A 12,033-nucleotide genomic window follows, 5' to 3' on the forward strand; every position below is an offset into this window, starting at 1 on the left:
TTCATGGGCAAAATGAAAAATGCTTATTTGCCTGATCGATTTGTTCGTCGCCTAATCGACACATGGCGACCCTCAAACATCGCCAAACCGGACACTGCATAACGCGCCGATATGGCGGCCATATCCATTGGGGATAGGCTGCGACGCCACTGCCTCGTCTTTTTCCACCAGCCTGCGCAGTCCTGCTGCAATGGCGAAGAGGATTCTGAATGACACGAGATACGGCCGACCGTCTCGACCATGCGTTGCCGGACACCGGCCTGCGCGCCGCGATCCTGGAAGCCGCCGATGCGGCGCAGGGCGGGTGCGTGTCGCATCTGACCGACCTCGTCCGCCAGCCCTCGCTGCTGGGGGAGGAGGCCGGGGCGCAGGCGCTGATGGCCGACCGCTTCGCCGCACTGGGGCTGGAGGTCGACCGGTTCGACATCGACGAGCAGGCGATCTCCCGCATGCCCGGCTTCTCGCCGCCGGTTCTCCCCGGCGCCTATGCCGGGCGCGAGAATGTCGTCGGCGTGCACAAGCCGCGTGAGGCGAAGGGCCGCTCGCTGATCCTGAACGGCCACATCGACGTCGTGCCGGCCGGCCCGGCGGAGCTGTGGACCACCCCGCCTTTCGAGCCGCGCATCGCCGACGGACGCCTCTACGGCCGCGGCGCCGGCGACATGAAGGCCGGCATCGCCGCCTACACCGCCGCCTTCGCCGCCCTGCGCACGCTGGGCTATCAGCCGGCCGCCCCGGTCTATCTGCAGTCGGTGATCGAGGAGGAGTGCACCGGCAACGGCGCTCTCGCCTGCCTGCATCGCGGCTACCGCGCCGACGCCGCCGTGATCCCCGAGCCGTTCAACCACTCCATCTCCATCGCCCAGGTCGGGGTGATGTGGCTGCGGCTGGTGCTGACCGGCACGCCGGCCCATGTGCTGGACACCTCGGCGGGTGTGAACGCCATCGAGGCGGCCTATGCCCTGGCCGCCCACCTGAAGGCGCTGGAGGTGCGGTGGAACGAGCCGTCCTGCCGCCACCCCGCCTTCTGCGGCCATGCCCATCCCGTCAACGTCAATCTCGGCCGGATCGAGGGCGGTGAGTGGCCGTCGTCAGTCCCGACGCGCTGCGCGCTCGACCTCCGGCTCGGCTTCTTCCCCGGGCAGGAGCCGGAGGCGGTCCGCGCCGAGGTCACCCGGGCGGTGGAGCTGGCGCGCTCCACCGACCCGGCCCTTTCCGGCGTCGGCATCGAACTGCAGTGGAACGGCTTCCAGGCCGCCGGCTGCGAGATCGACCCGGCCCATCCGCTGGTCACCATGCTGGCCGACAGCCATCGCGCCGTGCGCGGCGGCGATCCGGAACTGGTGGCGCTGACCTGCACCACCGACGCCCGCTTCTTCCAGCTCTATGGCGACACGCCCGCCACCTGCTACGGGCCGGAGGCGACGCGCATCCACGGCATCGACGAGTCGGTGTCGCTGGACAGCCTGCGCGACGTGACCCGCGTGCTGGCGCTGTTCATCGCCGGCTGGTGCGGCCTGGAACCCGTTTGACCTCTAATCCCGACGAGACCCGCCCGATGATCGCCGAGACGCTGACCGCCACCGCCGCCCACGCCCCCCGTACCAGCCATACCTATTCCGACGTGGAGTGGAAGGTGCGCACCGATCTGGCCGCCGCCTACCGGCTGTTCGACCGGCTGGGCATGACCGACCTGATCTACACCCACATGTCGGCGCGGATCCCCGACACGCCCGACCATTTCCTGATCAACCCCTATGGCCTGATGTTCCACGAGGTCACGCCCGACAACCTCGTGAAGGTCGACATCGACGGCAATCTGGTGGACGGGCGCGAGGGCGACGCCATCAACCCCGCCGGCTTCACCATCCACAGCGCCGTGCACCACGCCCGCCCGGACGTCGGCGCGGTCATCCACCTGCACACCGATGCCGGCATGGCGGTCAGCGCCCAGGCCGACGGGCTGCTGCCGATCACCCAGCATTCGCTGCGCTGGTACAACCGCATCGCCTACCACACCTACGAAGGCATCGCTTTGGATCTGGCCGAGCGGGAGCGGCTGGTCGCCGATCTCGGCAGCCATCACAGCATGATCCTGCGCAACCACGGCCTGCTGACCGCCGGCCAGGACGTCGCCGAGGCGGCGGTGCTGATGTACTACCTGGAGCAGGCCTGCAAGCAGCAGATCATGGCGATGGCCGGCGGCCGTCCGCTGATCTATCCGTCGCCGGAGGTCTGCGAGCATACGGCGCAGCAATATGAACGCGCCTATCCCCGCGCCGGCGTCCTGGAATGGGACGCGCTGCTGCGCTGGCTGGACAGCACGTCCGGGCCGGTGGGGCCGCGGTGAATGCGGAGTTAGCCCCCCACCCTAACCCTCCCCCGCTCCCAGCGGACCTACGGTCCGCCTGCCGCGTCAGCACAAAGCAAAGCTTTGTGCGAGAGCTGGGCGGGGGAGGGGACAAGCGCTTGTACGGGAGAGTGGCGGCAGTCCCTCCCCCGCCCAGCGGGGGAGGTTAGGTGGGGGCAATCGAAGCCCACACCTCCCAACAAAAAGCACCGACACGACAGGGTCGCAAACCACACCGACACACTTCTGGAGACGAGGACACCCGATGACCAGACGCCTTACCGGTATCCCCGCCAGCTTCCGCCGCAATTTTCAGGGCGGTTTCACCCGCGGGTTCCACCGCGCCGCCGCCGCCGGCCTGCTGGCCGCGGCACTCGCCATTCCCGGCACGGCCGCCCTGGTCGCCGCCCCGGCCATGGCCCAGGAGACGCCGGTCCGCGGCGGTGTCCTCAACTCCATCGTGCAGCCGGAGCCGCCGACCCTGATGCTGGGCCTGAACCAGCAGGGTCCGACCCAGACCGTCGCCGGCAAGATCTATCAGGGTCTGCTGACCTACGATCAGAAGCTGAACCCGATGCCGTCGCTGGCCAAGAGCTGGACGGTGTCGCCGGACGGGCTGACCTACACCTTCAAGCTGTTCGAGAACGTCAAGTGGCACGACGGCAAGCCCTTCACCGCCAATGACGTCGTCTTCACCACCTCCAAGTTCCTGATGGAGGTCCACCCGCGCGCCCGCGCCGTCTTCAGCCGCTGCGAATCGATCACGGCGCTGGACGATCACACCGTCGAATTCAAGCTGAAGGAACCCTTCCCGGCCTTCATCCAGGCCTTCGAGGTGTCGTCGGCCCCGATCGTGCCGGCCCACCTCTATGAGGGCAGCGATTACCGCGCCAACCCCGCCAACAACACCCCCATCGGCACCGGCCCGTTCAAGCTGAAGGAATGGGTGAAGGGCAGCTATATCCAGCTCGTGCGCAACGAGGATTACTACAAGGAAGGCCTGCCCTATCTGGACGGCATCACCTTCCGCGTGATCCCGGACGCCGCCAGCCGCTCGCTGGCGCTGGAAAGCGGTCAGGTGCAGCAGACCCAGTACAGCGACCTGGAACCCTTCGAGGTTCCGCGCATGAAGGCGCTGCCCAACCTGACCATGACCACCGCCGGCTACGAGTTCGTGGCGCCGCTGTCGTGGCTGGAGATCAACCACCGCGTCAAGCCACTGGATGACAAGCGCTTCCGCAAGGCCATCGCCTACGCCATCGACCGCAAGTTCATCCGCGACAAGATCTGGTTCGGTCTGGGCCGCGTGCCGACCGGTCCGATCAATTCGGTCGTCAAGTTCTACGACCCGAAGGTCACCACCTACGAGCCCGATCTTGCCAAGGCCAAGGCCCTGCTGGACGAGATGGGCCTGAAGCCCGACGGCAAGGGCGTGCGCGCCACCGTCAAGATCATGCCGATGCCCTATGGCGAGACCTGGACCCGGCTGGGCGAGTATCTGAAACAGGCGCTCGGCAAGGTCGGCATCGCCGTGGTGCTGGAAAGCACCGACGCCGCCGGCTGGAACCAGCGCGTCGCCAACTGGGACTACGAGATCACCACCAACTTCGTCTACCAGTACGGCGATCCGGCGCTGGGCGTCGCCCGCACCTACATCTCGTCGAACATCCGCAAGGGCGTGATGTTCTCCAACACCATGGGCTATTCCAACCCGAAGGTGGACGAACTGTTCGCCAAGGCCTCGCAGGAGATCGACCCGGCCAAGCGCCAGGAGCAGTACAGCGAGGTCCAGCGCATCCTGTCCGACGAGCTGCCGGTCGTGTGGCTGCTGGAAATGGAATTCCCGACCTTCCTCGACAAGCGGGTGAAGAACGCCAACACGACGGCCATCGGTGTCAACGACACCTATGAGAGCGTCTGGCTGGCGAAGTGATGAGACCTCCCTCTCCCGCCCCGGGAGAGGGAAGGGGCCCATGCGGAGCATGGGAAGGGTGAGGGGTAGCGCAAGGAACCATGCGCTGCGGGATTCTTGGATCACCCCTCACCCTCCCCGCCTTCGGCGGGTCCCCTCCCTCTCCCGGGACGGGAGAGGGCCAGAATTAGGAACCTGCCCATGCTGGGATTCGCCCAACTCTTCGCGAGCCGCCTGGTCAAGGCCGCCGCGATCCTGATCGCCATCGTGGTGATGAACTTCTTCCTCGTCCACGCCGCCCCCGGCGACCCGGCCATGGTGATGGCGGGCGAGGCGGGGGCCGCCGACGAAAAGTTCGTGACGCAGCTGCGCGAGCAGTTCGGGCTCGACCGGCCGCTCTACGAACAGCTCGGCACCTATGTCGGCAAGATCGTGCAGGGCGATCTCGGCTTCTCCTACCGGCAGCAGCGGCCCGTCTGGGACATTCTGGCGGAACGGCTGCCGGCCACGCTGGTGCTGACGCTGACCGCCTTCCTGCTGGCGCTGGCGCTGGGCGTGGCGCTCGGCACGCTGGCGGCGATCACCGTCGGCACCTGGGCCGACAGCGCCATCACAATCGTGGCACTCCTGGCCTACGCCACGCCGATCTACTGGATCGGGCTGATGCTGAGCCTGTTCTTCTCCATCCAGCTGGGATGGCTGCCGGCCTTCGGCTACGAGACGATCGGCGCCGGCTATACCGGCCTCGCCCATGTCGCGGACGTGGCGGTCCACCTGATCCTGCCGGTCATCACGCTGGCGCTGTTCTACATGGCGAGCTACGCCCGCCTGACCCGCGCCTCGATGCTGGAGGTGCGCAGCCTCGACTTCGTCAAGACCGCCAAGGCCAAGGGGCTGACGCAGAGCCGCATCGTCACCCGCCACGTCCTGCGCAACGCCATCCTGCCGGTCATCACCGTGGCCGGCATCCAGGCCGGGCAGCTTGTCGGCGGGTCGATCCTGATCGAGACGGTGTTCGCCTGGCCCGGCATCGGCCGGCTGGCCTTCGAGGCGGTGCTGCAGCGCGACTATCAGGTGCTGCTGGGCATCTTCCTGGTCACGTCGATCATGGTGATCCTGTTTAACATCCTGACCGACATCCTCTACGGCCTCGTCGATCCGCGTATCCAGGTGTCGCAATGATGAAATCCGATTTCTGGCGGGCTTTCGCCCGCAACAAGGGCGCGGTCCTGGGGCTGGTGATCCTGCTCGCCATCGTCGTGCTGGCCGTCTTCGCCTCCGTCCTGTTCCCCGGCGATCCGTGGGACATGGCGACCGCCCCCTTCCAGCCGCCGCTGTCCGACGACGCACTGCTCGGTTCCGACATGCTGGGCCGCGACATCGCGTCGGGCATCGCCCACGGGGCGCGGGTGTCGCTGCTGATCGGCCTGACCTCGACCGCCGCCGCTCTCGCCATCGGCGTCACGCTGGGGGCGCTGGCCGGCTTCCACGGCGGCAAGGTGGACGACGCCATCATGCGCTTCACCGAGCTGTTCCAGACCATCCCCAACTTCGTGCTGGCCGTGGTGCTGGTCGCCATCTTCACCCCCAGCCTGACCACCATCGTGCTCGCCATCGCCATCGTCAGCTGGCCGCCGCTGGCCCGCTTGGCCCGCGCCGAGTTCCTCAGCCTGCGCACCCGCGAGTTCGTCCAGGCCGCCATCACCACCGGCCAGAGCAACACCACCATCATCCTGCGCCAGATCCTGCCCAACAGCCTGTCGCCGATCATCGTCTCCGCCTCGCTGATGGTGGCGACCGCCATCCTGCTGGAAAGCTCGCTCAGCTTCCTCGGTCTCGGCGACCCGAACGCCATGAGCTGGGGCTACATGATCGGCGCCGCCCGCACGGTGATCCGGCAGGCCTGGTGGATGAGCGTCTTCCCCGGCCTCGCCATCGTACTGACCGTGCTGGCGCTGAACCTCGTCGGCGAGGGGCTGAACGACGCCCTGAACCCGAAGCTCGCCCGGTCGCGGGGGTGATCCGATGAGCCAGTTCGAACTGTTGCGCACCTCCGTGGAGACCGCCGCCATGAACACCCCCCTGCTGGATGTGCGCGGCCTCAGCATCGCGCTGCCGCCGGGCGCCGACCGCCCGCTGGCGGTGGACAATCTGACCTTCACCCTGAATCCCGACGAGATCCTCTGCGTCGTCGGCGAGTCCGGCTCCGGCAAGTCGATGACCGCGCATGCGATGATGGGCCTGCTGCCCGCCCCGCATGTCCGGGTATCCGGCGGCAGCCTGCTGTTCAAGGGCAAGGACGTGCTGACCATGCCGGAGGCGGACCAGCGCGCCCTTCGCGGCGGCCGCATCGCCATGGTGTTCCAGGAGCCGATGACCGCGCTGAACCCGCTGATGCGGGTCGGCCGCCAGATCGGTGAGAGCTTGCGCGAGCACACCGACCTGCCCGCCCCGGCGCGCCGCGCCCGCGTGGTGGAGCTGCTGGCCCAGGTCGGCCTGCCCAACCCGGCCGAACTGGCCGAGGCCTATCCGTTCCGCCTGTCGGGCGGCCAGCGCCAGCGCGTGATGATCGCCATGGCGCTGGCCTGCCAGCCCGACATCCTGATCGCCGACGAACCGACCACGGCGCTGGACGTCACCACCCAGAAGCAGATCCTCGACCTGATCCGTTCGATCCAGGCCGAGCGCCACATGGGCATGATGTTCATCACCCACGACTTCGGCGTGGTGGCGGAGATCGCCCACCGGGTGGCGGTGATGCGCCACGGCAAGCTGGTGGAATACGGCCCGGCCTCCGAGGTGCTGAACCGGCCGCAGCATCCCTATACCCGGCAGCTGATCGCCTCGGTCCCGCACTACATCGAACACCGCGACGACCATGCCAAGGCGGGCGCGCCGCTGCTGGTCGCCGACAAGGTGCGCAAGGTCTTCCATGTCGGCGGCGGCCTGTTCAAGAAGTCCAAGGAAGTCGTGGCCGGCGACGACCTGTCGCTGACCATCCATCCCGGCGAAACCGTCGGTCTGGTCGGCGAATCCGGGTCCGGAAAATCGACGCTCGGCCGCTCCATCGTCGGCCTCATCAAGCCGGATTCGGGCCGCATCCTGTTCGAGGGCACCGACCTGCTGGCGCTCGACCGCAAGGGCTTCCGGCCCTATCGTCGGGCGGTGCAGATGGTGTTCCAGGACCCCTACGCCTCGCTGAATCCGCGTCACCGCGTCGGCGACATCGTGGCCCAGGGGCCGGTGGCCTTCGGCGAGGATAGGAGCAAGGCACTGACCCGCGCGCGGGAACTGCTGGCGATGGTCGGCCTCGACGGCTCCGCCGCCGACCGCTTCCCGCACGAGTTCTCCGGCGGCCAGCGACAGCGCATCGGCATCGCCCGCGCGCTCGCCATGGAGCCGAAGCTGCTGGTCGCGGACGAGCCGGTCTCGGCGCTCGACGTCTCGGTTCAGGGGCAGGTGCTGGAACTGCTGGACGACATCCGCAAGCGCCTGAACCTCGCCATGCTGTTCATCACCCACGATCTGCGGGTGGCGGCCCAGGTCTGCGACACCATCGCGGTGATGCGCCGCGGCAAGATCGTCGAGATGGGCACGGCACGGGAGGTGTTCACCCATCCGCGCGACACCTACACCCGCAGCCTGCTCGACGCCATTCCCGGCAAGGGCTGGCACATCCCGGACGACCTGCAACAAGTCCCGGCGGGAGCGCACTGAATGAAGGTCGCCATCATCGGGGCCGGTGCGGTCGGCGGTCTGCTGACCGCCCGGCTGGGTGCGACGGAGGCGGAGGTTACGCTGGTCGCCCGGCCGAACTCCGCCGCCGCCATCCGCCGCAACGGCCTGACCATGGTGACGCCGCTGAACCGCGTCGCCCGCCTCAACCCGCGCGTCACCGACGACAGCCTTTCGCTTGGGCCGCAGGATTTGGTGTTCCTCTGCGTCAAGTCGCATGCGCTGCGCGGCACCATCGACACGCTGACCCCGCTGCTGGGGCCGGAGACCGCCATCGTGCCGATGGTCAATGGCATCCCCTGGTGGTATCCGCACCGCCAGCCGGAGCCCTTGGCCGACCGGCCGCTCGCCAGCATCGATCCCGACGGGCTGCTGTGGCGCTCGATCGACCCCGACCGCGTGGTCGGCGCGACGACCTTCGTCGCGGTGGAGGGCGACGGTCCCTGCCGGCTGCGCCATGTCAGCGACCAGCGCTTCGTGTTCGGTGATATCGGGGGCGACGTGGCCGGCCGCGACAACCCGGCGGTGGACCGCATCGTGACGCTGTTCGGGCAGGCCGGGTTCCAGCCGGCGAAGACCGCCGACATCCGGCAGGCGATCTGGGTGAAGCTGTGGGGCAACCTCGCCTTCAACCCGTTGAGCGTGCTGACCGGATCGACGCTCGGCCGCCTGTGCAACGATCCCGGCACCCGCGAGACCGGCCGCGCCATGATGCTGGAGGCCAAGGCGGTGGCCGAGAAGCTGGGCGTGGTCTTCACCACCAGCGTCGACGAGCGCATCGCCATGGCCGCCGGCGTCGGCGACTTCAAGACCTCGATGCTGCAGGACTATGAGGCCGGCCGCCGGCTGGAGCTGGAGGCGATCCTCGGCTCGGTGATCGAGTTGGCGGAGCGCTGCGGCGTGCATGTGCCGATGCTGCGCGCCGTGCTGGCGATGGTCGACCTCAGGGCGCGGGAGCGGCGTGAGGTGGCGGCTTAGGTCTACGTCCTCACTTGCCCCCACCTATCCTCCCCCGCTGGGCGGGGGAGGGACTGCCGCCGCTCTCCCGCCTAAGCACTTGCCCCCTCCCCCGCCCAGCGGGGGAGGGTTGGGGTGGGGGCATCGCCAGCCGACACCTCCTCACTCAAACACAACCAACAAACACCCCCGGAGCCACCCATGTCCCTCCCCTCCAACCTGCCCATCGACGGCCAGCGCCTGTGGGACAGCCTCGCCGAGATGGCGAAGATCGGCGCCACCGCGAAGGGTGGCAGCTGCCGCCTCGCTTTGTCGGACGAGGACAAGGCCGGCCGCGACCTGTTCGTCTCCTGGTGCGAGGCCGCCGGCTGCACCGTCAGCGTCGACCGCATCGGCAACATCTTCGCCCGCCGCAAGGGCCGTGACGACAGCCTGCCCCCGGTCGTGATGGGCAGCCATCTCGACACCCAGCCGACCGGCGGACGCTTCGACGGCGTGTTCGGCGTGCTGGCGGCGCTGGAGGTGGTGCGCTCGCTGAACGACCGCGGCGTGGAAACCCTGCACCCGGTCGAGGTCGCGGTCTGGACCAACGAGGAAGGCTCGCGCTTCTCGCCGCCGATGATGGGATCGGGCGTCGTCACCGGCGTCTTCACGCTGGAGGAGATCCTCGACAAGGTGGCGCAGGACGGCGCGCGGCTGGGCGACGAGCTGGTCCGCACCGGCTATGCCGGCGAGGCGCCGGTCGACCACCCGATGCACGCCTATCTGGAGGCCCACATCGAACAGGGCCCGGTGCTGGAGGTCGAGGGCAAGGAGATCGGCGTCGTCACCGGCGCCCAGGGCCAGCGCTGGTACGAGGTGACGGTGACGGGTGTTGAGGCGCATGCCGGTCCGACGCCGATGCGCCTGCGCCGCGATGCGCTGGTCGCCGCCTCGGCCATGGTGCAGGCGGTGCAGCGCGTCGGGCTGGAGACCGCGGGCGATCCCTGCGCCACCGTCGGCATCCTCGACGTCCATCCGCATTCGCGCAACGTCATCCCCGGCCGCGTCTTCTTCACCGTCGACCTGCGCCACCCCGATGCCGACACGCTGGCCGACATGGACCGCCGTTTCCGCGCCGCCGTCGCCGCGATTGCCGAAGAGCATGGGGTGAGCGCCGAGATCGCCGATTTCTGGCACTTCCCGCCGACACCCTTCGCCCGGCCGCTCGTCGACACTGTGCGCGAGGCGGCGCGCGGCTTCGGCTTCAGCCACCGCGACATCGTGTCCGGCGCCGGCCATGACGCGGTCTATGTGGCGGGCAAGGTGCCGACGGCTATGATCTTCATCCCCTGCGAGGACGGCATCAGCCACAACGAGGTCGAGAACATCTCCCCCGCCGACGGCGCCCGCGGCGCCGCCGTGCTGTTCGAAACACTGGTCGCCACGGCCGGACGGCCCTGAGCACGTTCGCTCTCTGGAGAGTCCCCCCATGAAGTTCGTCCACCACCCCGACGCCGCCCTGCACCGCCCCGCCACCTACTTCAACAAGGGCCTGCTGCGCGCCCTGCCGGAGAAGCCGGAGCGGGTCGGCGCGCTGGCCTCGCTGATCGAGAAGCGGGGCGAGACGCTGATCCGGCCCGACGATTACGGCTCCGCCCCGCGCGCCGCGGTGCACACGCCGGCATATCTCGCCTTCCTGGAGACGGCGCATGCGCGCTGGGTGGCGGAAGGCGACATGGGCGACGTGGTGCTGCCCAACGTCCACCGGATGCAGGCCGCCCCCAACTACCCCACCAGCATCGTCGGGCAGGCCGGCTGGCACATGTTCGACACCGCCTGCCCGATCGGCGAGGGCACCTGGGCCGCCACCTGCGCCGCGACCAATGCCGCCATCCATGCGGCGAAGCTGGTCGCCACCGGGGCGGACAGCGCGGCCTACGCCCTGTGCCGGCCGCCGGGGCACCATGCCACCCGCGATATGGCCGGCGGCTTCTGTTACCTGAACCATGTCGCCGTCGCCGCGGAATCGGTGCTGCCGATGCTGCGCGCCCAGGGCCGGCCGGCCCGCGTCGCCATCATCGACGTGGATGTCCATCACGGCAACGGCACGCAGGACATCTTCTATGAGCGCGACGACGTGTTCTTCGTCTCGGTCCATGGCGACCCGGCGGAGTTCTATCCGCATATGGCCGGCTATGCGCAGGAACGCGGCATCGGCCGCGGCGAGGGCTATAACCTGAACCTGCCGCTGCCGATCGGCAGCGACGAGGCGACGGTTCTGGCGACCATCGGCCGCGGGCTGGACGAGATCCGCCGGTTCGCGCCGGAGATTCTGTTCGTCTCGCTGGGCTTCGACACCTTCATCGGCGACCCGCTGGCCGCCTTCGGCGTCACCACGCCGGGCTTCGCCCGCATGGGCGCGCTGATCGCCGCCGCAAACATGCCCACCGTGCTGGTGCAGGAGGGTGGCTACGCCATCGACGACCTGTCCGCCAACCTGTCCAGCTTCCTTGACGGGTTCGAGGGCAAGACGACAGCATGACCGCCATCGCCGCCACCGGAGCCGGCCGCGACCCGGTCAAATACCTGCTGATCACCACCATCAGCCTGTTCTGGGGCCTCAACTGGCCGGCGGTGAAGACGATCCTGACGCAGGTGCCCATCTTCAGCCTGCGCGCCATCGGCTTCACCGCCGGGGCGGTGCTGCTGCTGGGGGCGGCGCGTCTGGCCAACCACCGGCTGCGGGTGGAGCGGGCGGAATGGCCGGCGCTGGCGGCGGCGGGACTGTGCAACGTGCTGGTCTTCAACCTGTGCACGGCACTTGGGCAAAGCCTGATGGCGACCTCGCAGGCGGCGATCATCGCCTTCACCATGCCGGTGTGGGCGACGCTGCTGGCGATCCCGCTGCTGGGCGAACGGCCGGGACCGCGCCAGATCGTCGGGCTCGCCAGCGGGCTGGCCGGGCTGCTGGTCCTGCTGGGGCCGGCAGCGCTGTCGGCGCCCCCGTCGGAATTGGCCGGCCCGGCGGTGATGCTGGTGTCGGCGCTGGCCTGGGCGCTGGGCACCATCGTGATGAAGCGGCGGGGCTGGGGCACCC

10 protein-coding genes are annotated in these 12,033 nt (G+C 68.8%); all 10 read left to right on the forward strand.

Features of this window, described 5'->3' with window-relative positions; genetic code table 11:
• Nucleotides 1-209 precede the first annotated feature (209 nt).
• Nucleotides 210-1,532 (forward strand): ArgE/DapE family deacylase, encoded by a 1,323-nt coding sequence (locus TSH20_RS02295; protein WP_109073207.1) that lies wholly within the window; start codon nucleotides 210-212, stop codon nucleotides 1,530-1,532.
• Nucleotides 1,529-2,350, forward strand: a complete 822-nt coding sequence (locus TSH20_RS02300) for a class II aldolase/adducin family protein (protein WP_247871421.1) — start codon at nucleotides 1,529-1,531, stop codon at nucleotides 2,348-2,350. The genes TSH20_RS02295 and TSH20_RS02300 overlap by 4 nt, the downstream gene beginning before the upstream one ends.
• 265 nt (nucleotides 2,351-2,615) lie before the next feature.
• A complete protein-coding gene (locus TSH20_RS02305; RefSeq protein WP_109073209.1) occupies nucleotides 2,616-4,283 on the forward strand; it encodes an ABC transporter substrate-binding protein in 1,668 nt (555 codons plus the stop codon).
• A gap of 180 nt (nucleotides 4,284-4,463) precedes the next feature.
• A complete protein-coding gene (locus tag TSH20_RS02315; protein ID WP_109073210.1) occupies nucleotides 4,464-5,444 on the forward strand; it encodes an ABC transporter permease in 981 nt (326 codons plus the stop codon).
• Nucleotides 5,441-6,283 (forward strand): ABC transporter permease, encoded by an 843-nt coding sequence (locus TSH20_RS02320; RefSeq protein WP_109073211.1) that lies wholly within the window; start codon nucleotides 5,441-5,443, stop codon nucleotides 6,281-6,283. Before TSH20_RS02315 ends, TSH20_RS02320 begins: the two co-directional genes overlap by 4 nt.
• Nucleotides 6,284-6,287: 4 nt before the next feature.
• Nucleotides 6,288-7,979 carry an ABC transporter ATP-binding protein gene (locus TSH20_RS02325; RefSeq protein WP_109073212.1) on the forward strand — a complete coding sequence of 564 codons (1,692 nt, stop codon included), beginning with the start codon at nucleotides 6,288-6,290 and terminating at the stop codon, nucleotides 7,977-7,979.
• The gene (locus TSH20_RS02330) at nucleotides 7,980-8,975 is read left to right on the forward strand and encodes a 2-dehydropantoate 2-reductase (protein WP_109073213.1); all 996 of its coding nucleotides are present in this window, start codon (nucleotides 7,980-7,982) and stop codon (nucleotides 8,973-8,975) included.
• Between the two features lie 180 nt (nucleotides 8,976-9,155).
• Nucleotides 9,156-10,397, forward strand: a complete 1,242-nt coding sequence (locus TSH20_RS02340) for a Zn-dependent hydrolase (protein ID WP_109073214.1) — start codon at nucleotides 9,156-9,158, stop codon at nucleotides 10,395-10,397.
• Between the two features lie 28 nt (nucleotides 10,398-10,425).
• Entirely contained in the window at nucleotides 10,426-11,478 is a 1,053-nt protein-coding gene (locus TSH20_RS02345) for a histone deacetylase family protein (RefSeq protein ID WP_109073215.1), read from the forward strand.
• Nucleotides 11,475-12,033 (forward strand): DMT family transporter (locus tag TSH20_RS02350; protein WP_146207468.1); only part of this gene is annotated, 559 nt, incomplete at its 3' end. The genes TSH20_RS02345 and TSH20_RS02350, both read left to right, overlap by 4 nt.

The organism is Azospirillum sp. TSH20 (genome assembly GCF_003115935.1).
Taxonomy (GTDB): domain Bacteria; phylum Pseudomonadota; class Alphaproteobacteria; order Azospirillales; family Azospirillaceae; genus Azospirillum.